21 protein-coding genes are annotated in these 21980 nt (G+C 46.6%); 3 read left to right on the top strand and 18 right to left on the bottom strand.

Annotated elements, in window-relative coordinates; genetic code table 11:
• Position 1: 1 nt before the first annotated feature.
• Entirely contained in the window at positions 2 to 1015 is a 1014-nt protein-coding gene (locus BLCOC_RS03805; RefSeq protein ID WP_115624460.1) for an aldo/keto reductase, read from the bottom strand.
• Between the two features lie 6 nt (positions 1016 to 1021).
• Positions 1022 to 2104 carry a zinc-dependent alcohol dehydrogenase family protein gene (locus BLCOC_RS03800; RefSeq protein WP_207660200.1) on the bottom strand — a complete coding sequence of 361 codons (1083 nt, stop codon included), beginning with the start codon at positions 2102 to 2104 and terminating at the stop codon, positions 1022 to 1024.
• A 304-nt stretch (positions 2105 to 2408) separates the two neighbouring features.
• On the opposite strand from BLCOC_RS03800, the gene BLCOC_RS03795 reads away from it, so the two are divergent.
• The gene (locus BLCOC_RS03795) at positions 2409 to 3272 is read left to right on the top strand and encodes a TraX family protein (protein ID WP_115624459.1); all 864 of its coding nucleotides are present in this window, start codon (positions 2409 to 2411) and stop codon (positions 3270 to 3272) included.
• Between the two features lie 108 nt (positions 3273 to 3380).
• On the opposite strand, the gene BLCOC_RS03790 is transcribed toward BLCOC_RS03795, so the two are convergent.
• Entirely contained in the window at positions 3381 to 4616 is a 1236-nt protein-coding gene (locus BLCOC_RS03790; protein ID WP_242999033.1) for a M23 family metallopeptidase, read from the bottom strand.
• A 155-nt stretch (positions 4617 to 4771) separates the two neighbouring features.
• Between BLCOC_RS03790 and BLCOC_RS03785 the strand changes: the two genes are divergently transcribed.
• Both BLCOC_RS03785 and BLCOC_RS03780 read left to right on the top strand, forming a co-directional pair.
• The gene (locus BLCOC_RS03785) at positions 4772 to 5449 is read left to right on the top strand and encodes a helix-turn-helix domain-containing protein (RefSeq protein ID WP_115624458.1); all 678 of its coding nucleotides are present in this window, start codon (positions 4772 to 4774) and stop codon (positions 5447 to 5449) included.
• Entirely contained in the window at positions 5446 to 6411 is a 966-nt protein-coding gene (locus BLCOC_RS03780; protein ID WP_165907292.1) for an IS3 family transposase, read from the top strand. Before BLCOC_RS03785 ends, BLCOC_RS03780 begins: the two co-directional genes overlap by 4 nt.
• A 238-nt stretch (positions 6412 to 6649) precedes the next feature.
• Here BLCOC_RS03780 and BLCOC_RS03775 read toward each other — a convergent pair whose 3' ends face one another.
• The 15 genes from BLCOC_RS03775 to BLCOC_RS03705 all read right to left on the bottom strand — a co-directional run bounded on the left by BLCOC_RS03775 (position 6650) and on the right by BLCOC_RS03705 (position 21934).
• Positions 6650 to 6964, bottom strand: a complete 315-nt coding sequence (locus BLCOC_RS03775) for a hypothetical protein (protein ID WP_115624456.1) — start codon at positions 6962 to 6964, stop codon at positions 6650 to 6652.
• 27 nt (positions 6965 to 6991) lie between these two features.
• Positions 6992 to 7552, bottom strand: a complete 561-nt coding sequence (locus BLCOC_RS03770) for a Fe-S-containing hydro-lyase (protein WP_115624455.1) — start codon at positions 7550 to 7552, stop codon at positions 6992 to 6994.
• Positions 7553 to 8395, bottom strand: coding sequence for a fumarate hydratase (locus tag BLCOC_RS03765; protein ID WP_018595180.1), 843 nt, complete (start codon positions 8393 to 8395; stop codon positions 7553 to 7555).
• Positions 8396 to 8421: 26 nt separating this feature from the next.
• Positions 8422 to 10023 carry an FAD-dependent oxidoreductase gene (locus tag BLCOC_RS03760; RefSeq protein WP_029470549.1) on the bottom strand — a complete coding sequence of 534 codons (1602 nt, stop codon included), beginning with the start codon at positions 10021 to 10023 and terminating at the stop codon, positions 8422 to 8424.
• 11 nt (positions 10024 to 10034) lie between these two features.
• Complete coding sequence (locus BLCOC_RS03755; RefSeq protein ID WP_026255460.1) at positions 10035 to 10709, bottom strand: 4Fe-4S dicluster domain-containing protein; 675 nt, start codon at positions 10707 to 10709, stop codon at positions 10035 to 10037.
• Between the two features lie 125 nt (positions 10710 to 10834).
• Positions 10835 to 11689 carry an FAD/NAD(P)-binding protein gene (locus BLCOC_RS03750; RefSeq protein WP_018595177.1) on the bottom strand — a complete coding sequence of 285 codons (855 nt, stop codon included), beginning with the start codon at positions 11687 to 11689 and terminating at the stop codon, positions 10835 to 10837.
• Positions 11689 to 12729, bottom strand: coding sequence for a 4Fe-4S dicluster domain-containing protein (locus BLCOC_RS03745; RefSeq protein WP_115624454.1), 1041 nt, complete (start codon positions 12727 to 12729; stop codon positions 11689 to 11691). The genes BLCOC_RS03750 and BLCOC_RS03745 overlap by 1 nt, the downstream gene beginning before the upstream one ends.
• Positions 12730 to 12732: 3 nt before the next feature.
• Entirely contained in the window at positions 12733 to 13707 is a 975-nt protein-coding gene (locus BLCOC_RS03740) for a 4Fe-4S dicluster domain-containing protein (protein ID WP_018595175.1), read from the bottom strand.
• On the bottom strand, positions 13695 to 14138 hold the full coding sequence (locus BLCOC_RS03735; protein ID WP_018595174.1) for a hydrogenase iron-sulfur subunit: 444 nt from the start codon (positions 14136 to 14138) through the stop codon (positions 13695 to 13697). The genes BLCOC_RS03740 and BLCOC_RS03735 overlap by 13 nt, the downstream gene beginning before the upstream one ends.
• The gene (locus BLCOC_RS03730; RefSeq protein ID WP_018595173.1) at positions 14129 to 16117 is read right to left on the bottom strand and encodes a CoB--CoM heterodisulfide reductase iron-sulfur subunit A family protein; all 1989 of its coding nucleotides are present in this window, start codon (positions 16115 to 16117) and stop codon (positions 14129 to 14131) included. The genes BLCOC_RS03735 and BLCOC_RS03730 overlap by 10 nt, the downstream gene beginning before the upstream one ends.
• A 6-nt stretch (positions 16118 to 16123) precedes the next feature.
• On the bottom strand, positions 16124 to 16513 hold the full coding sequence (locus BLCOC_RS03725) for a 4Fe-4S dicluster domain-containing protein (RefSeq protein ID WP_018595172.1): 390 nt from the start codon (positions 16511 to 16513) through the stop codon (positions 16124 to 16126).
• On the bottom strand, positions 16510 to 17310 hold the full coding sequence (locus BLCOC_RS03720; protein ID WP_115624453.1) for a CoB--CoM heterodisulfide reductase iron-sulfur subunit B family protein: 801 nt from the start codon (positions 17308 to 17310) through the stop codon (positions 16510 to 16512). Before BLCOC_RS03720 ends, BLCOC_RS03725 begins: the two co-directional genes overlap by 4 nt.
• Positions 17311 to 17397: 87 nt before the next feature.
• On the bottom strand, positions 17398 to 18345 hold the full coding sequence (locus tag BLCOC_RS03715; RefSeq protein WP_018595170.1) for an L-lactate dehydrogenase: 948 nt from the start codon (positions 18343 to 18345) through the stop codon (positions 17398 to 17400).
• A 645-nt stretch (positions 18346 to 18990) separates the two neighbouring features.
• Complete coding sequence (locus tag BLCOC_RS03710; protein ID WP_115624452.1) at positions 18991 to 21261, bottom strand: histidine kinase dimerization/phospho-acceptor domain-containing protein; 2271 nt, start codon at positions 21259 to 21261, stop codon at positions 18991 to 18993.
• Positions 21236 to 21934: a response regulator transcription factor gene (locus tag BLCOC_RS03705; RefSeq protein WP_018595168.1), complete on the bottom strand. Its 699-nt coding sequence runs from the start codon at positions 21932 to 21934 to the stop codon at positions 21236 to 21238. Before BLCOC_RS03705 ends, BLCOC_RS03710 begins: the two co-directional genes overlap by 26 nt.
• Positions 21935 to 21980 lie beyond the last annotated feature (46 nt).

Here is a 21980-nt window from a genome sequence, read left to right as displayed (position 1 = left end):
ATTATTTTGTGATCGTCCCGTCCAGATCCCACAGATCTTCCCAGCCTTTTGCCCCGGCCCAAAGGAATACCTGTCCTTTTACCAGACGGCAGTTCTTGTCGGCAAGGCGGATCTTCTCCATCTCCTCCTCAGTGAGCGGGTCCTCAGTGGTGCATTTCAGATTGCTGATATACTGTGGCTCCTTCACGGAGAAGGGAATCGGCACCTGCCCGCGCTGTACCGCCCATTTTAAACACACCACCGCCGGATGTACCTGATGTGCCTGGGCAATTTCCAAGATTTCCGGCATCTGGGTATCCGCAATATCCTCAGAGGTTCTGTCGCGCTCCGGGCGTGAGGGCGAGCCAATGGGACAATAACCGATAGGCACAATATTGTGCTCCTGTGCGTACGCAAACAATTCCGGCTGCTGAAAGCCCGGATGCAGCTCCATCTCAATGGCAGCCGGCTGTACTCTGCACAGGGGAAGCACTGCTTCTAGTTTCGGTATGGTCATATTAGACATACCGATATGGCGCACGAGGCCTTCTTCCAAAAGCTGTTCACACTGTCTCCACACACTCATAAACTCCTCTGTGGAAAACGGCCTGGAATCCGGGTTTCTGGAATCTCCGTCACAGCCGGGTGCATGGTAATTGGGAAATGGCCAGTGTACAAAGTACAGATCCAGGTAATCCAGGCCCAAATCTAAAAGGCTCTGTTTACAGGATGCTGTTACTTCTCCTTCCCCGTGCATGTCATTCCACACCTTTCCAGTGATGAACAAATCTTTCCGCTCCACAACTCCATTGTCAAAGAGTCTTCTGAGCACTTCTCCGATTTCCTTCTCATTCTGGTAGACAGATGCGCAGTCAATGAGACGGTATCCGTTTTCCACAGCACCATACACTGCATTTGACACCTGTTCTGCAGAATACTTGTCAGAGCCAAATGTCCCCATACCGATTGCCGGCATTCTGACGCCCGTATATAAGGTTCTGTAAGGCACTTTTGCCGGATCTACTCCTTTCCCCATAAAAACCTACCTTTCATCCTGGCTGCCGAATACAACCGCAACCTTGCCGCACTGTCCGCCCGCCATCAGCTTATAGGCCTCACCTGCTCTCTCAATGGAGAATTCATCTGTGATCAAATCTTCCGGATGGATATTCCAGCGCACCAGACGCTCAACCAGCTCTTCCATTCTCCACAGACTTGTCACCCAAGAACCATAAATGGTCTTCTGTCCGTGAATAATATCCGGGCTTGGATTGAAGGTACAGGTTCCGCCCTCTCCAACGAATGCAATTTTGCCCCACTCTCTTGTGGCACGGATAGCAAGCTGACGGCCAGCATCATTGGCACTGGCATCAATGGCACGTTCTACACCGTGTCCTTTGGTCACTTCCAAAATCTCGTCCAGGGTATTCTCGCCCGGTTTGAATACATGGTCCACAAGTCCCAGTTTCTTAGCCAGGTCAATGCGGTAATCATTCATTTCCACGCCGATCAATTGATTCGCTCCCAGTGCTTTGGCAAGCATGAGTGCTGCCAGGCCTACAGGGCCAAGTCCTGTCACCAAAACCGCGTCATTTCCGCTGATACCGATCTTTTCAATCGCCTCATAAACCGTACCGAATCCGCAGGCTACCTGTGCACCGTCTTTGTATGTCAGTTCATCCGGCAGGGCGATCAGGTCTTTTTCTTCTGCCAGTATGTACGGGGCCATTCCGCCGTTTCTCTGCCAGCCGTACGCCTGACGAAATTTGCTCTTACAGGAAATGTAATATCCTCTGCGGCAGTCATTACACACACCGCATCCGGAAATGTGATATACGATCACCCTGTCACCCTTTTTGAATCTGCGGAGGCCTTCGCCCTCCTCCACGATAACACCGCAGGGCTCATGGCCTGCCACCATGCCCGGAATATATCCCTCCGGCCCTTTTCCCACGTGTTCCCTGTAAATGCAGCGGATATCACTGCCGCAGATCGTAGTTGCCTTTGTCTGGATCAATACCTGTCCGTGACCCGGTTTCGGAACATCGAACTCCTTCATTTCCACAGAGCTGTTGCCCGGAAGTATTGCGCCTGCCATCTTTTTCGGAAGCATTTTTACTGCCATAATTGTTGTCCTCCCAACCATGAATTCCAGCGTTTGTGCTGTTTCTTATTTGTCCTTATTATACCATTTTGCGGGAAGGTTATTAGAGATATCTGCGACACCTTGAAATCTTTCATGTCGTGTTTTCGTATATTTTAAAGTTAAATCCTGTGACGACAGCCGGTCTGTGCATAGATGTCCTTTACATATCCTAATATGACAAAACTGTAAGATATTCTTTGAATTTGTAAGGTAAATCGATGGCAGACATCTCTGCCATGCTCTATAATCATCACTGTAAAACACATATTACGGAGGATTTGAAATGAACGAAGCTGCAGTTATAAATAAGACAGGCGCCGCCAAATGGGGATTTACGTCCTACTCCCTGAAAGTTCTGGCGCTTCTGCTGATGACACTTGACCATATTTATTATTATTTGGGAAGCGGAATCCTTCCGATCCCACATATCTTCACCCTGCTTGGCCGGATTTCCGCACCGCTGTTTCTGTTTGCCATGGCAGAGGGTTTTTCACACACACATGACAGGATGGCATATCTCAAGAGGCTGTATCTTGCATCTGTACTCATGTCAGTGGGCAATGACCTGGTCAATTCCTTTCTTCCGCACCCAAATGGTGCCATGGTCATTAACGGCATGTTTGCCACCTTATTTATTGTGGGCCTTTATATCTGGGCCATCGAATTGTTATTGGGAAATATAAAAAAGAAAAATTGGAAAAACATAGGGATTGCACTGGCTATGGTGCTCATTCCCATAGGTTCAGGTATTGGGGTCACTCTGTACATGGGAAATACCGCATCAGTTTCACCCATCGGAAGGATTGTATTCCAGGCCCTGTATACTTTGGTGCCATCACCGATTTTTGTGGAAGGCTCTGTTTACTGGGTGTTCCTTGGAACCGGCTTTTATTTTCTCAGAAATAAGAAAATCGGTCTCTCTGTCTTCTATGTACTTATGTCGGGATTCTTCTTCTTTACCGCAGCCGGCGAAGGAATGACCTATGAGAATCTGTTCATCCTGAATGACCAGTGGTTTATGGTCCTCTCCCTACCTTTTATCCTGCTTTACAGCGGACAGCGGGGAAAGAAAATGAAATACTTTTTCTATATGTATTACCCGCTGCACGTATACGTGCTTGTACTACTGGCCCGACTTTTGGCCTGACACCGGACTGACTCTCGGTCTGACCGAAAAAATTATATCATGAGCAAAAGAGACCTTATCCAAAAGACAGTATAATATCACTGCTGCCTTTGATAAGGTCTCTTCTTTTCACAATCCTGGAAGCTCAGCTCGCGGCTTCTCCGAATCCGTGCCTGCTGCCGGCTGCTCCTTTGCAGTCTTCAAATACTCCAAAGCCTCCGGGTCCTTCATCTGGAGCATTCTTGACCACTCCTTTGTGGCATCATCCCTGACCACCTCTGACTGGTTCTTATACAAAAATTTTACCAATTCATAGACATCCACCCAGATTTCATGATTCCCTTCCCTCTGGGACTCGTCAAAGATAAGCTGTAGTCCAAAATGCAGATGGGTCGTGTCAATATTATTCACATTTTCCTTTGCGCTGTATCCTGTTCGTCCCATATAGCCCACAACATCCCCGGCCTGAACAACACTGCCCACTTCCAAGGATTTGCAGTACGGAAAGTTCTGACGCAGGTGGGCGTAATAATAATATCGTCTGCCGTCAAAGCTGCTGATACCCAGACGCCATCCTCCGTACTGGTTCCATCCCATAGCTGATACATATCCGGATTCCACAGCTATGATCGGTGTTCCAGTCTGCCCCATCATGTCATGTCCCAGGTGCTCTCTCTTATACCCATAGCTTCTCGCCACACCAAAATCATCATAATCGTTATAGGGAAAACTTTTTGCTATAGGACTGAAACCCTTCAGGCCGTACTTTTTTGTCCAGCTTACCTTTCCCCGGTCCTCTGCCTCTATCTGATATTCTCCAACCAACCCATCCAGAACTGCGCCGTAGGCTTCCCGGTAGTAGTCAAAAGAATTGATCTCAGCGGACAGTTTTTCCACTGTAGTCTCGCCTTTTTGGAGCCTTTCGGCAATCTCATCCATGTCTTTTGCCTTATACTGCTTGAAATCACCGCCGTATCTGGCTCCCAGATAAGCCAGCAGATCCACCCAGTTAACATGGCCTTCCTGCCCATAGGTGTCCACATCATAGGCACAGGCTTGCCGCATGGCTTCACTTGTCACATGGAAGTCCACCCACTTTATGTAGTCCTTCTCTGCACTATCCGTTCCGGAATTCCCTCCATTGTCCATTCCGGAATCCTCTGCATTATCCGTTCCCGAATCCCCTCCATTGTCCGTTCCCGAATCCTCTGCACTTTCTGATGCAGAATTATTTTCTGCCTGGGCTGTGCCACGTCCGGCGGCAAATGCGCCTTGTGAGACATCTCTCCAGCAAAGCGCTGCTGTCAGGGTCAGCACAATGACCTCTGCCATAAAACCATATTTTTTCCATTTCTGTCTGTTCATGTCCGGCCCCCGGTCACATTCTGTATCAGTTTATGTGACCAGTCTGAATCTTAGAACCAGGCGGTAAAAAACCACCCCTACGTTTGACCAGAAATGATATGATACCTCTTAAGTAGACAAGATAAATAACCAAAATCTACTTAGGAGGTATTTTTATGTCCAAATCCCCTCATACTTCGGAATTCCGTGCAAAGGTGTCACAGGAATACCTTGATGGATCGGGTTCCTATAATTATTTAGCCACTAAATATAATATCGGGTGTAAAACATTAAAAGAGTGGGTTGCTAAATACAGAATTCATGGAATCGGAGCATTTATCCGTAAAACGGGGAATGCTTCTTACTCATCCGATTTTAAAACCATGTGTGTCGAAGCGGTTTTATCTGGTGATGGAAGCGTAGATGATATCGCTGCTAAATATAACATTTCTTCAAGAAGGGTACTCAGCCAATGGGTTGTGAGTTATAATGCCAATAGGGAACTTAAGGATTATGTTCCGAAAAGGGAGGTCTATATGACAGAGGCCAGAAGAAAAACAACCGTTACTGAACGCAAAGAAATCGTTGAGTATTGTATTAAACATAACCATGATTATAAAGGGACTGCATTCATTTATAACGTTTCATACAGCCAGGTTTATTCCTGGGTAAAAAAGTATGATGTGAATGGAGAAGACGGTTTAACAGATAAACGCGGCCATCACAGAGCAGATGATGAAGTGGATGAACTGGAGCGTTTACGGCGGGAAAATCTCAGGTTGAAACGCCAGCTGGAAGAAAAGGATAAGGCTGTTGAACTACTAAAAAAAGTGAAAGAATTCGAAAGGATGTGAAGCTTGGAAAGCTGCGTTACGAATCAAAATATTTAGCAATCAGACATTTCCATGAAACAGAGCAATGGAGCATTGCATGGATGTGCAAACAGCTTGAAATCTCAAGGGCAGCTTATTATAAATGGCTGGACCGGGAGATTCCGAAACAGGAATCGGAAAATCTTAAGCTGGCAAAACTGATTAAAGAATACGATCAACGCTTTGGCCATATCTTAGGCTATCGAAGAATGACTTCATGGATCAATCGCTTTAACCATACTGCTTATGGAAAAAAGCGGGTACATCGGATTATGAAGAAACTGGGTATACAATCTGTAATCAGAAAGAAAAAGAAAAAATACACATCTTCTCCCCCGGAAACAACCGCAGAAAACAAGCTATGCAGGGATTTTTATGCGTCTGCACCAAACCAGAAATGGTCTACAGATGTAACTGAGTTTAAAATACCGGGCGAAAAAAAGAAGCTGTATCTAAGTGCAATCATTGATTTATATGACCGATACCCTGTTTCCTATGTAATCAGCAGCCGGAATGATAATCAACTGGTGTTTAAAACATTTGATAAGGCGGTGATCTCCAATCCAAACGCAACGCCGATTTTTCATAGTGACAGAGGTTTTCAATATACTAGCAGAGTGTTTCAGAAGAAACTAAAGGAACATGAAATGGAACAATCCATGTCAAGAGTAGGACACTGTATTGATAATGGCCCCACAGAAGGTTTCTGGGGAATTATAAAATCAGAAATGTATCAGATGTATGAAATTACTGATGAAACGACATTGAGACATGCAATAAAGGAATATATGAAGTTTTATAGCGCAGAACGTCCTCAAGACAGGTATCATTGTAAGACACCGTTAGAAGTAAGGAATGAGGCAATCGCTGCTGAACATCCAGAAGAATACCCTATTCCTAAAAACAAGCGAATCGAAAAATATAAAGAAAAATGGTGTGCATAGAAAAACGGCCACAAAAATGTGGCCGTTCATCAGCCCCTCGTTTTAAATATTTCACCTGTCTACTTGACAGGGGGCATATCAAAACGGGGTGGTTTTTCTACTTCTATTTCTATATACAGGCCTGCCTTGTGGGCGGCAGGCCTCTGCGCCATACCTTTTTATTGTATGTTGATCGCTGGTTGCTTTTCACTGGCACATTTCAGGCCGTTACTATTCAGCCTCTCAGCTTCCTAGCAACTCAGGCTTTTTCTCTCGCCTTATCCAGCTTTACATTTCTGAAATAAAGTGCCATATCAATAGAAATCTCCACAATATTCAGTATGTAGAAGAACCATCCCAGATAGAACAGCCAGTCAAGTGATGTTCCTGCCGCTCCTGCTTCCACCCACAGGATTACTTTACGGGCAATACCGAATACGTAACCGATCCAGATAAAGAATTCAAAGAACAGACTCTTTCCTTTTGCTGTTCTGGAAATCCAAGATTTGCGGATTGAGATCGGCCATGATAAGCCGAAGCAGAGTATCATAAGCGCTTCTAATAAGTTTGTCATTATATTTTCTCCATTCCCTCTCTCATTTTACTCTTTATGCTGTGCCAGATATGCGGCTCTTCCCTCTTCGTACAGGTTCTTTCCTTCACTGTCGATGATGACAAAAAGGGGCATATCCTCCACATATAATTTTCTCAGAGCTTCTGCGCCTAAATCTTCATATGCGATCAGCTCTGCCTTTTTGATACATTTTGCAAGCAGCGCACCTGCTCCGCCGGTGGCTCCGAAATAAACGCCGCTGTATTTTTTCATGGCTTCAATGACTTCCGGAAGACGGGCACCTTTTCCGATCATGCCTCTGGCTCCCACGGACATCATGGTCGGCGCATAGGCATCCATACGGCCGCTGGTTGTGGGGCCTGCGGAACCGATGACCTGTCCCGGTTTTGCCGGGGTAGGCCCTACATAATAAATGGTGGCATCTGTGGGGTCAAAAGGAAGCTCCTCACCTTTTGCCAGTGCTTCACACATACGCTTGTGGCCTGCGTCACGTGAGGTATAGATGGTTCCTGTTACATATACGGTATCTCCCGCATGAAGAGTTTTCGCCAACTCTTCGGTAAGGGGCAGTGTAATATGTTTTTCCATTTAGATCACCTCCGTTTTGTGGCGTGTTACGTGGCAGTTGATATTAATGGCACAGGGCATACCTGCAATATGTGTAGGCATGGTTTCGATGTTCAGGCCAATAGCTGTGGTCTTACCGCCGAATCCCTGGGGGCCGATTCCCAGCTTGTTGATCTTGTCCAGCATTTCCACTTCCAGGTCTGCGTAGTACGGGTCTTCATTGGAAGAATCAATGGGGCGCATCAGTGCTTTTTTTGCGAGAAGGGCTGCCTTGTCAAAGGTACCGCCAATACCCACACCTACCACCATAGGCGGACATGGGTTGGGGCCTGCCGTCTCAACAGTCTCCAGGATGAAATCCTTGATCCCCTGCAGTCCTGCAGACGGTTTGAACATGCGGATAGCACTCATATTCTCACTTCCAAAACCTTTTGGACCTACGGTGATCTTGATCTGCTCTCCCGGGACAATTTCCGTATAGATCATAGCCGGTGTATTGTCACCTGTATTTCCTCTGCGAACCGGGTCTTTTACTACGGATTTTCTCAGATATCCCTTGTCATATCCCCGGCGTACGCCCTCATTTACAGCCTCACTCAGATCACCGCCTGTGATGTGCACATCCTGTCCGATTTCCAGGAAGACACATGCCATACCGGTATCCTGGCAAATTGGCACATTCTGTTCGTCAGCGATCTCAAAATTCTCAATAATATTGTCCAGCACACCCTGCGCGATTTCCCAGTCTTCACAGGCTCTGCAGTTTTTGATCGCACATTTTACATCCTCAGGCAGATGCTCATTAGCCTGGATGCAAAGATTTTCAATGACATCTGTTATCTGGCTTGCCATTATTTCACGCATATACGTTCACTCTCCTGTCTTACTTGTTATCTTTCATGACGGGCATACTTAGGAAGCAATAATGGAGATACATCATCGGAAGCAATGCCTGCGTTTTTCAGTTCCTCTGCATATTTTTCAATATGCTCCAGTGTCATAGAGCCAAGTTCTGTCTCTTTTGCTCTGGCTGCCGCTGCCTTACCTGCGTTACGGCCGAATACAATAATATCCAGAAGAGAATTGCCCATCAGACGGTTTCTTCCGTGGATTCCTCCCACGGCTTCTCCTGCTACCAACAGGTTGCTGATCGCTTTTGTAAATCCGTCTCCGCCGATTTCCAGACCGCCGTTCTGGTAATGAAGAGTTGGATATACAAGAATAGGCTGTTTTCGCATATCAATATCGTAATTCATGTACATACGAAGCATGGCAGGAATACGTTTTTCAATAGTTCCTTCTCCGCCGATCCTCTCGATCATGGGAGTATCCAGCCATACGCCGCTGCCCAGAGGCGTCTCAACGCCTTTTCCCCTGTCACTGCACTCGCGGATAATGGATGCAGCGGCAACATCACGGGTCTCAAGAGGATGCATGAATGCCTCACCCTCTGCATTGATCAGCATAGCGCCCAGAGAGCGGACTTTCTCTGTAACAAGCGCACCGTAAATCTGTGCCGGATAGGCAACGCCTGTGGGGTGATACTGGATTGTATCCTGATATAAAAGGGGAGCGCCTGCGCGGTATCCCAGAACCAGTCCGTCGGCAGTTGCGCCATAGTGGTTGGAGGTCGGGAAATTCTGATAGTGGAGACGGCCTGCTCCGCCTGTGGCGATAACTACTGTTTTGGCTCTTGCCACCATGTAATCATCTGTCTCCATGTTCTGAAGAACAGCACCTGCCACCTGACCCTTCTCATCTTTGATCAGCTCCACTGCAGATGTAAATTCCACAACGGGGATCTGTCGGTTCAGCACCTCATCGCGGAGTGTACGCATGATTTCTGCACCGGAGTAATCCTTGCAGGCATGCATTCTCTTTCTGGATGTTCCGCCGCCGTGGGTTGTCACCATATTGCCCTCTGCGTCTTTATCAAACATTACACCCAGTTCATTCAGCCATTTAATGGCGTCCGGTGCTTCCATGACCAGTCTTTTCAACAGCTCCGGTCTTGCTGCAAAGTGGCCGCCGCCGAACGCATCAAGATAATGCTGAACCGGGGAATCGTTCTCTTTGTCAGCAGCTTGGATACCGCCCTCTGCCATCATCGTGTTGGCATCACCGATACGCAGCTTTGTCACGATCATGACATTGGCGCCGGCTTCGTGAGCCTCGATGGCTGCGGAAGAACCGGCTCCGCCGCCGCCGATCACCAGCACATCCACATCATAATCTACTTTATTCAGATCAATATCTACATTTAACAGACGACTGTTGGAGTGAAGCAGGCTGCCCAGCTCTGTAGGTGCCTTCTGGCCTTTGTTTGGCCCGATCTTGATCTCCGCAAAACCGTCTTCTCTGTAATCAGGATGATAAGCCTTTAAGAGAGCATCTTTTTCATCAGCAGTCATACGTCTGGGTTCCATGCCCATACGCTCGTCTCTGGTAGCTTCCACCTTTTTGATGGACTCAAGCATTTCTGGTGTAAACATGGTATCCCTCCCTATTTCTCAATCTCTCTTGTGTTATAAAGTTCCTGCATTTCTGTGATCGGCTTCTGCATCACCTGTTCGATCAGCTCATCATACGCGCCTTCATGGATTTCCTCCACACGTTTTTTCAGGTGCTGCGTCTCAGGCGCAATGTATTTTCCTGTAAGACGTCTTGCCAGAAGGCCCACCATCGGATGAGAAATACCAGCCGGACATCTCACGGAACAGCAGCCGCAGCTAATGCAGTCAAAGGATTCCTCCGCGCATTTCTCGAATTCACCTCTCTGGGCATAGGCAATATACTGCATAACATTTAAATCCTGGGTACAGGCTTTTGTACAGGCATTACATCCGATACAGCTATAGATCTCCGGATATAACTCCATCATGATCTGCTGTGTAGGTTTGATCTCTTCTATTTCATATGTTCTCTTGTCAGTTGGGAAGTAAGGAATACTTGCCACATACATACCTTCCTCCACCTGTGTCTGACAGGCAAGGCAGGTCTTCAGCTCGTTGATTCCTTTGATCCTATAAATTGTAGCACATGCTCCGCAGAAACCATGACGGCAGCCGCAGCCTCTTTTCAGAGTATATCCGGCGTATTCCATGGCTGTCATGATCGTCAGATCCGCAGGCACACTGTATCTCTTGCCGAAAAAATATACATTTACCATTTTTTCCATTTTAGGTACCAATCCTTTCATCTCGGTTGAGGGCCTTCGCCCTATGCCAGAGCGTCCAATCCGTCCGCTTATGTGCAAGCACAACGCTGCCAGCTTGTACGCTCCGGCGCACTGCTCATTGCTAATCAATACTCGTTCGGTAACTCATCTATCTCGTCACAGCGGAAAACAGGTCCGTCTTTACATACATATTTAGAACCGATGTTGCAGCGGCCGCATTTTCCGACACCGCATTTCATACGCAGTTCCAGTGTTGTGTACACCTGCTCTTTGGAAAATCCCATCTCCTGCAGAGCTGCCAGCACGAATTTGATCATGATCGGCGGCCCGCAGACAAGGGCTGTCTTGTCAGTGGTAAATCCCACCTCTTTTAAGTAGTTAGGTACAAATCCCACATGACCGTCCCAGCCTTCCTGTTCCCGGTCAATCGTCAGATATACGTTCACACCCTCTGTCTTCATCCATACTTCCTGGATCTCTTTTAACTGAACCAGGTCGTCTGCGGAACGGGAACCGTAAAGGATATCCACAGTGCCGTAGTTCTCTCTGTTGTCAAGTACATAGTTGATCACCGAACGCAGAGGCGCAAGGCCGATACCGCCCGCGATAAACAGCAGGTTTTTCCCTTTTAATTCTGTCTCTACCGGGAAATGGTTTCCGTAAGGTCCTCTCACTGTGATCTCATCTCCAACCTCAAGGCTGTGGAGATAATCGGTAAGGATACCACACTTCTTGATGCTGAATTCCTGGAATTCTTTATTGGTCGGTGAGGAAGTAATGGAAAACATACCTTCACTGATGCCCGGTGCACACACCATGGCACACTGTCCCGGCATATGCTCAAAAAGTTTGCCGCCCTCCGGCGCGTTCACGCGGAAGGTCTTTACATCCGGTGTCTCCTGGCGGATATCTGTGATAACTCCCACCTGGGGGATCAGGGTATCCAGCGTATAATTTTTATGACAGGTACATTCGCTCATTATTTGTCACCTCCCTGTTTCTGAAAGGATTTGATAACTTTCACAATATTTAAGGAAGCCGGGCATTTTTCTACACATCTACCGCAGCCTACACAGGAATACATCCCATCGTTGTTTGCCGGGAAGTATACCAGCTTATGCATGAATCTCTGACGGAAACGCTGCATCTGACTTGTACGGTTATTTCCGTGTGCCATCATGGTGAAATCAGAGTACATGCAGGAATCCCAGCAGCGGTATCTCTTGATTCCATGTCCTGTGTCGTAATCCTTGATGTCATAGCACTGGCAGGTAGGACATACAAAGGTACATGTACCACAGGCCAGACAAGGTTTGTACAGCTCTTCCCAAAGCTCAGAGTTAAATTTTTCATCTAATGCCTCCCCATTCCATCCTTCCAGGGAAAGGTTTGAATACGGAAGTTTCTCAACAATGGCGCGGATGGAAGCTTTCTCTTCCTCCAATGTCTTCTCGTCTGCTGCTTCTGCTTTGGTCAGAAGGCTCTCCACAGATTTTGTGAGGGTTTCCCCCTTCTCAGTGAGAGGTTTCCAGTAAAGCTCATCTCCCGCCATCCATACAGCCACATCTGCCACAGGCTCTGCACAGTCCACACCGAACACCTTACAAAAGCAGGTTTCCTCCGGCTCATGACACGCCATGGCCACAATGGTTCCGTGCTCACGTCTTGCGGCATAGAAAGAATCCACCGGGTCAGCTAAAAATACTTTATCTAAAACCTCCACACCTTTTACATCACAGGCTCTCATTCCAAATACCACAAAATCCTGTTCTTTCAGTGCTTCCGGCTCAACCGTCAGTTTTTTTCCATCCTTTTTACAGGTATACAGATCTTCACTCTGAGGGAAAAATGCGTCTTTGGGGGATTTCACTGTCTTCAGTGTATCAAGGGCCACCTCTGCATCCTCGCTCCAGGCTCTGAAGTTCACCTGTCCGCTCACTTTTACAGGCAGATATAATTCCTGAGTGCCGGCAATTAACTGGAATAATGCCGCCAGATTTTCTTTTGCTGTCTTATACATACATTATCCCCTTTCTGCCACAATACCCGGCTCTACATCCTCAAATGTAAAGTCTGTCAGCGGTCCTTTTGAATCTGTGTCTTCACCGGCCTGATATTCCCCGTAGAACTCATCAATGTCCTTGATGAATTTCCGGTTGAACAGATGAAGCGGAATTCCCTGGGGACATACACGGCTGCACTCACCGCAGTCTGTACAGCGTCCCGCCACGTGGAAGGCCCGGATGATGTGGAACATTTTCTCTTCAAAGGAATCCACATTGGCCTTCTGGGAACTGTCGAATTTATTACTGTCAAATACACATTTTCTGCAGCTGCATGCAGGACATACATTTCTACAGGCATTGCATCGGATACATTTGCTCAGTTCCTTTTGGAAAAATGCAAATTTCTCTTCCGGGCTCATGGCTTCAATGGCAGCCACACCGTCAAAACGTTCCGCGTCCTTTGTCTCTTTGGATTCCCCTATTATTTCATCGTAGATCTTATGCTCTTTTCCCTTGCACACATGGCATCTCTCCAGCATGGCATCCGCGTAAGAACATGTTTTCTCTCCATAGAGAGTCTGGATGGTAAGGATATCTGCTTCGTCTGTGATCTCCGCACCGGAAATGTTCTGGATTCCCTTGATCCCCATGCTCTTGATCTTCTCAATATCCAGCTTGCCTTTGCAGCCGACACCGATAATATAGGCTTTGTCTCTGTCAACTCTGTGTTCCTTGATGAGCTGGTTAAAGCTGTAAGTATCACAGGGCTTCAGACATACCAGGGTTTTTCCCTCCAGCTTGGAGGCCTCGATCATATATTTGCTCAAATTGGCTCCGCAGAACCCGTTATATACAAAGTTTTCAAAGTCTTCTTCTTTTTCAAAATACGCCGGTTCCGGATTGTAAGGCAGGTCTCCCGCTTTCCAGCCGAGGACACGGGCTACGGTACCGTCCGCTAACAGCTCTTTTGCACGGCTCACTACTTCCTGCATCTCAAATCCTCCAATCTTACGTTCTTGCCCAGAGAGCGGACTTTTTCCACAAACTCATTCATGGTCGTGGAGAATTTAACGCCCTCCGCTGCGGACACCCATTCCACACGGGTACGTCCGTTTTCCACACCGATATAGTCAAGCATGGAGAATAACAGTGTCATACGCCTTCTGGCATAGTAATTTCCTGTGCTGTAGTGGCAGTCTCCCGGATGACATCCGCAGAGGATCACGCCGTCAGCGCCTTTTTCAAATGCCCGTAAAATGAACATAGGATTTACACGGCAGGAACAGGGCACACGGATGATCTTAACGTCTGCAGGGTAGGAAAGACGACTGCTTCCGGCCAGATCCGCGCCTGCATAGCTGCACCAGTTACAGCAGAATGCCACAATTTTAGGTCTGAATTCTTCTTTTGCTTCTATCGACATATTGCATCCACCTCCGCTATGATCTGTCTGTTGGAGAATCCCTGTAAGTCCATGGCTCCTGACGGGCAGGCAACGGTACATGCACCGCATCCCTGACAAAGTGCGTTGTTCACCACTGCAATGCGGCGTGTCTCACGGATTCCGTGGTCATTCACCTCTTTGTCCTCGTAAGTGATGGCACCATACGGGCACACATTTGCACAGGTAGAGCATCCGTTACAGAGAAGTTCGTCGGACTTGGCTGTACATGGGTTAGTCATCAGTTTATCCTTTGCAAGGAGTCCAATGGCTTTCACTGCTGCAGCCCCTGCCTGAGAAACTGTCTCCGGGATATCCTTTGGTCCCTGGCATACGCCTGACAGGAAAATACCTGCTGTGGGGGATTCCACCGGGCGAAGCTTGGGGTGTGCTTCTGTAAGGAAGTTGTTAGTGTCAATGCTGGCTGTGAGCATGGTGGCAATCTTTCTGACAGAAGGATCCGGCTCAATAGCGGTAGCAAGAACTACCATATCTGCTTCCATGAGGATCTGCTTGTTATCAATGAGGTCAACGCCCTGTACTAGTAACTGTCCGTTTGGCTGGGGAGCGACTTTACCCACCTGGCCCTTGATATAGTTCACACCGTATTCCTCCACGGCTCTTCTGTAGAACTCATCAAAGTTTTTGCCCGGGGTACGGACATCAATGTAAAATACAGTCACGTTCACATCCGGATATTTATCGCGGATCAACATGGCATGTTTTGCAGTATACATACAGCAGATCTTAGAGCAGTAGCTCTTACCTCTCTTATCTGCACAGCGGCTGCCTACACACTGGATAAATACCATATTCTTCGGAGCTTTTCCGTCAGACATACGCTCCAGATGGCCCTTTGTGGGTCCTGCCGCATTCATGATACGTTCCAGTTCCAGGGATGTGATAACATCCTTGCTCTGGTTGTACGCGTACTCATCGTAATTGTCCAGCTTGATGGTGTCAAAACCGGTGGCAACTACAATGGCACCATACTTCTCTGTGAGGATCTCATCCTTCTGCTCATAATCAATGGCACCTGCCTGACATACTTTTGCGCAGACACCACATTTTCCTGTCTTGAACTTGATACAGTTCTCTCTGTCAATAACGGGAACATTGGGGATTGCCTGGGCAAACGGTGTATAGATGGCGCTTCTTGTGTTCAGGCCCCTGTTGAACTCATTGGAATTCTTCTTGGACGGGCATTTTTCCTGGCATACGCCGCAGCCTGTACACTTGTCCATATCCACACTTCTGGCTTTCTTGCGGATATCCACAGTAAAGTCACCCACGAAGCCGGAAACCTTTTCCACTTCACTGTATGTATAAATGTTGATCTTCTCATGGGCAGACGCTTCCACCATTTTCGGTGTCAGGATACAGGCAGAGCAGTCAAGGGTGGGGAAGGTCTTGTCAAGCTGTGACATTCTTCCTCCAATACTCGGAGTCTTCTCCACAATATCCACTTCGTATCCGGCCTCTGCAATGTCAAGTGCAGTCTGGATACCTGCAATACCGCCGCCGATGACCAAAGCTCGTTTTGTGACGAGACTTTCGCCTGGCTTCAGGGATGCGTTCAGATTTACTTTCGCGATTGCCGCTCTGGCAAGGATAACAGCCTTCTTGGTGGCTTCCTCCATATCCTTGTGGATCCAGGAACAATGTTCACGGATGTTGGCAACCTCCACCATGTATGGGTTTAGGCCGGCTCTCTCCGCTGCCTTGCGGAAAGTGGTCTCGTGCATACGCGGTGAACAGGAACATACCACAAGTCCTGTCAGTTTTTCATTTTTGATGGCCTCTGCGATCTTGGACTGTCCAGCCTCGGAACACATATACTGATAATCCTCCGCATGGACAACGCCCGGCTCCATTTTAGCCATTTCCACTACTTTCTTAACATCTACCGTAGCGGCGATGTTGCTGCCGCAATGACAGACAAATACACCTATTCTCTGCACTTAACCTCACCTCCTGTATCTTCTAAATGCACTGACTAAAAGCTGCTGTGGAAGTTCCGGGTCCAAAAGCTCAGGGATTTCATCGGCTGTCAGGTAATCCCCGCCCTTTTCACGGACAACCAGCTGTCTTGCCGCGTCAATGAGTTTTCCCGGTTTCACATCCCTTGGACAGCGCTCCACACATGCAAAGCAGGAGAGACATTTCCAAAGGGATTTTGAATTTACCAGGGACTCAATATCTTCATTCTGCACATAGGATACAAACTGATGAGGTTTGATGTCCATTTCATTGTAGGATGGACATGACGCAGAACATTTGCCGCACTTCATACATTTCAGCGGATTGACGCCGCTGATTTCCTTTATCATTTCAGCCTGTTTCTTTGGGGTATTCATGCTTTTGCTGCCTCCTCTTTCACGCCGAGAGCCTCTGCCAGAAGCTCTGTAAAGTAAAATACAGGAAGCTTGCTGCCGCTGGTGCTCTTATTCAGGTTATACAGGCATAACGGACATGCTGTGATCAGCATATCAGCTCCAAAGCCGGATGCGCTGTCCATGATCTTGTCAGACATAGATTTTGACATCTCTTTTTCTTTCAGGGATATGTAACCGCCGCAGCACTCATTCCTGTATGGGTAAATAACAGGCTCTGCTCCGATGGCCCGAATAAAATCCTCAATGATAGCCGGATTCTCCGGATCATCAAATTCCAGAAGTCCACTTGGACGAAGAAGCAGGCATCCGTAATAAGCGCCTATCTTCTTTCCTGTGAGCGGAGCTGTCACTTTCTCCTTTAACGTATCGAAACCTATGCGGTCACGGAGCACCTCCAGAAAATGGAGCACTGTTGTCTCACCCGCATAGGGTTCTTCTAACTGCATATAATTATTTGCTCTGGTACGAATGTCATCTACATTCTTCATATCATCATTGACACGTTTGATCACATGATGACAGGCCGAACAGAGTGTTACCAGATCCTGGCCTTTTTCTTTGGCCTCATTGAGAGCACGGACGGAAGAAAGTTTTGTGGCGATCTCGTCAGACCCCAGCGGATAAACGCCGCCGCAGCACTGCCAGTTTTCAATTTCTTCCAGTTCAAATCCCAGTGCCCTTGCAGAAGCTCTGGCATAAGCGTCCAGTTCCACTGCTTTTGTCTTCAGGGTACACCCCGGATAATAACTGTACTTCATAGTTCCTCCTAATAATCCCGGAAACTGTCCGGTATCCTCATAGTCCCCGCTTGGCGGACCAAAGGATACGGAACAGTCATCCTGTTTCTACAGTTCTATCTGTTTGATAACTTCTTTCAGTGCGTTGGCACTTGCCTGAAGTTTAGCGATTTCCTCTTTATTCATACGCATTGGCACTTTGCCCTGGATACCATTGGGGCCGACCAGAGTCAGGGTGCTCACGCAGACATCCTCAATGCCGTATTCCCCATGCATCATAGAGGAAACGGTTGCGATGGAATCAGATGATGCCAGCAGGATTCCGCAGAGCTTACATACCGCTGCAGATACCGCGTAGAAGGTAGCACCTTTATTTGCGATCACCTTGCCGCCAGACTTCTGAACATAGGTCAGCATTTCGTCTTTATCCAGCACATCTACCTCTTTGCCAAGGTTCTTAGCCAGTTCATAATACTCATCTACACTGACACCTGATATATAGGCACCTGTCCAGGGAATGAAGGAAGTGTCACCGTGCTCACCGAATACATAAGCGTGGATATTTTTCTGAGCAACTTTAAAGTGTTCAGACAGTCCGCAGCGGAGACGTGCAGTATCCAGAATTGTACCGGAACCAATGATCTGATTCTCAGGCAGTCCTGAAATCTTTGTAAATACATAAGTCATAATATCAACAGGATTGCTTACGATGATGTAAAGCGCATTGGGCGCAGCTTTTACGATTTCCGGTGTGATACTCTTTAAAATATTCACGTTAGTCTGTGTCAGCTCAATTCTTGTCTGACCGGGTTTGCGGGCAATACCTGATGTGATGATCACGATATCGGAATCCTTTGCATCCTCGTATTCTCCGGCTACAATGTTGATTGGATCGCGGAAACAGGTACCCTGTGCGATATCCATAACTTCTCCGGCAACCTTTTCTTTGTTGATATCGATCAATACGATCTCTGATGCGATATCTCCGTTAGATAATGTGTAAGCAATTGTTGAGCCAACGCTTCCGGCTCCGATGACAGTAATTTTACTACTCATGCTTGCTCCTTTCCCCTTCCTTTGGGTGGTCCTTATTGTCTTTTTTTTAACAATCAATATTCAAAAAAATGTGAAATCACAAATTCCATCTCCATAAGTATGTTTTTCTGTTAAAACATATTTATTCAGCCCCCCTGGTTTACAGGGCTTTTTAGAAGAATCTGATTTCGCGCTACGGATTAAGAATACCATATTGACAAGAAATTAACAACAACTTTTTAACGATTTTTTGTACTTTTTTGCCTCATCTACTACGTTAGTGTAGAAAAGTACACTTTCAATCATTCTATTTTTTCTGCGTGCGTTGAAAGAACAGAAAATGCTTTATTTTCTTGTATTTTTGCGCGTGCAATGTGTTTTTTGACTATTTTTATCCATTATTTTTTCAATTTTTTTCTTGGGATTTAGTAGATATTTTATGTGTGTATACAAAAAACATAATCTATCATTTTCTGTATTTTTCACATTTTTTTAAAGCGTGCATACAAATGCACACTGTGTTCACAAAAAAGACTGCCCCGGTTGGCTTATCATTTATAAGCCCGCAAGGCAGTCTTTTTATTATATCAGACATGTTAGTCAAATATCTTTTTTATTCTTTAAGCTCCCATATTTTTGTCACAGACAAACTTTTATGTTCAGGTATTAAAGAATCGGAAATTCCACCGTCACCACAAACAGATCCGCATCCACTTCTATCCCAAACACACCTCCGCATGCCTCCGTAAAGCTCCTGGCAATGGAAAGTCCCAATCCGCTTCCTCCGTCAGTACGGCTCTCATCTCCGCGGACAAATCTCTCCGTAAAGTCAATGTCTGACGGAATCTCCTCCTGGGAGATATTTTTTACTGTGGTCCTGGCTGTTCTGCTGTCTGCCTTCAATGTTATGAAAACACGGGATCCATCCAGTGAATATTTGAGGGCATTCTGCAGAAGGTTCTGAAATACTCTGTAAAGACGGCTGCCGTCCGCATGGATCATCACGGCATCTGCCGGGATCTGTGCCTTAACTGTCACAGAACTCTCTTCAATCTGTTCCTCCATATCTGCCAGAGTCTGACGGAGCAGTTTGCCAAGATCCAGATCTTCTAAATTTACAGGAAGCTGCTTAGACGCCGCTTTACTGATTTCAAAGACATCCTGTACCATGGATTTCAGGCGCTGGGATTTTGTATCCAGAATACGGACATAATCTTTCACATCCTCCGGGAGATTCTCCTCCTGCTTCATAAGCTCCACGTAACTGATAATGGAGGTCAGGGGCGTCTTGATGTCATGGGATACATTTGATACCAGCTCCACTTTCATGCGCTCACTCTTCATTCGCTCTGACAACGCTGTATCCATTCCGTTCTGAATATCATTTAACTGCTGTACGGCTTCATACAGATCTGAATCTTCCGGCACTATCAGCTTATCTGTCATATTTCCGTCATGGACTTTCTTTATCTGACGGATCAAATCGCCAATCTCATTTGCAAACTTTTGATTATCTGATGCATATTGTTTCATCATACCCACCAGTAGTACGATCAAAAATACCACAATGGCCACAAGCAGCAATACCGCTGCAAAACTGCCTCCATCATCATACAGATAAAACGCTGACACAAAACATGCCAAAGCCGCAATGACTGACAACACGATACCTGATATCATCACCGGTGAAAATTTACGGATCATTTGTTTTTGAAAGGGGTACTCCATATTTCTTGTCTGAAATAGTTTCTGTATATCCCTGACCAATGTCTTTCTGGGCTTTTTTCTGTTATACCTGTAGTCATTGATGAGGATATACAAGATCCAGAAAAATACCAGCAGCAATATGGGATTTCCGAATAATGTGTACATCATTGGATAGAAAATCTCCGATACATACTCATAATAGTCCCATCCATAATAGACATCCATATAGTTGTTGATCCCTACGATCCCTCCTGCGATCACAAGAACTGCCAGACCTATTTTACACTCCATCCAGACTTTTCCTGTATAAACAGCAAGGAATCTGTCACCGTCTTTTTTGTACTTTCTCAGTACCAGATAAATACCCAGAAGCACAAGGCCCGCAATAAACTCTGCGATTTTAGCAATATAGCTGTCCTTAGCACGTTTCAGATTTCGGACCGTGTCGTACAGGCTGCTTGTTCCATAATAGCTTCCTGAACTGCCGGAATAATTCTCCTGCACATAATTTACCGGGGATTTTCTCACCGCCATACGCACTTCAGCTTTTTTTGATTTGTCATCCACAGTATAATTCTTATACCCCGGAATACGCCATTTGCTGTCGTCACGGTATTCCCCGTTTCCATATACGTCCACAGCTTTTTTGTCTTTGAATACGGAAGCCTTTCCCTCTGCAAAGGACAAGTAAAAATTGTAATCAGAAGGCAGATTTTTTTCTCCGTCCTTCAAAACCCCATCCGCATCATTTGTATATACAGACTTGCCGTTATACCGGATATCGTAGAGCAGGTTCTTATCATTTTTTATGGTCTCATGTACCTGCTTAGCCGATGTTTTATAGTCCCACTCATCCGAGATATCATTCCCGTCCCAGATGGCTTCCGCACTTTCCTCAGCCACACTGGCCATGGTACTTTCCGTTGTGCCACTCCCCCAAAAGATGTCCTCAGAATCTCCGGTGACTACATCCCCATATCTGCCATACCAATTCACCGGGCCTCCTGCGGCCATGGAAAGAAAGATATCCAGATAATCTGACACAAAGCTGCGAAACTCCTCTGTCTCTTCAAAATCTGAGGTAAACGCATCCTTAACACTCACTCCCCGTAAGTTATTCCCTGCCAGCAGGTTCAGGCCAGTCAATCCGCTCTCCATAAGCAGGCAGATACTCAGGAAAAAAGCCGCCCAGGCTGTTATCACTTTACATTTTTTCGATTTTATATCCAATTCCCCACACCACCTTTAAGTATTCTGGCTCCTTTGGATTCAGTTCAATTTTTTCGCGAATGCGCCTGATATGCACCATGACCGTATTTTCCGGGGCAAATGCATCTTCTTCCCAGACACGGCGGTAGATTTCCTCCGCTGAAAATACACGGCCTAAATTGCGCATAAACAGATCCACAATTTTTGTCTCTGTGGCAGTGAGCCGCACGGACTCCCCATCAGCATACAGCACACGCTCCTCAGCGTGATAACAGAGACGGCCGCTCTTAAACTCCTTGGCGGCACTTGCCGCATTAATATCCCCTAATCTGGTATATCGTCTGAGATGACTTTTTACCCTGGCAACCAATTCCTGTGAATTGTAAGGCTTCGTCACATAATCGTCCGCTCCCATGGAAAGTCCCAACACCTTGTCTGTGTCCTCGCTTTTTGCGCTGAGAACAATGATGGGTATATTTCTTCTCTCCCTGATCTTCATAATAGCGGACAGGCCGTCCATACGGGGCATCATGACATCCATCAATATCAACTGAACCTGGTTCTGCGCCAGAAGATCCAACGCCTCCAATCCGTCATAGGCCCGCAGGACTTTGTAGCCCTCTCTCTCCAGTAAAATAGCTATGGCCTTGACTATCTCTCTGTCATCATCTGCCACAAGAATACATTCGCTCATGTTTCCTCCTCCTTAAAGCTTGTATTTATAATACCCCCTCTGTCTT

Source organism: Blautia coccoides, from assembly GCF_034355335.1.
Classification (GTDB): Bacteria; Bacillota; Clostridia; order Lachnospirales; family Lachnospiraceae; genus Blautia; species Blautia producta.
Note: the sequence above shows the minus strand (reverse complement) of the source record. Positions and strands in the feature narration are given on the sequence as shown.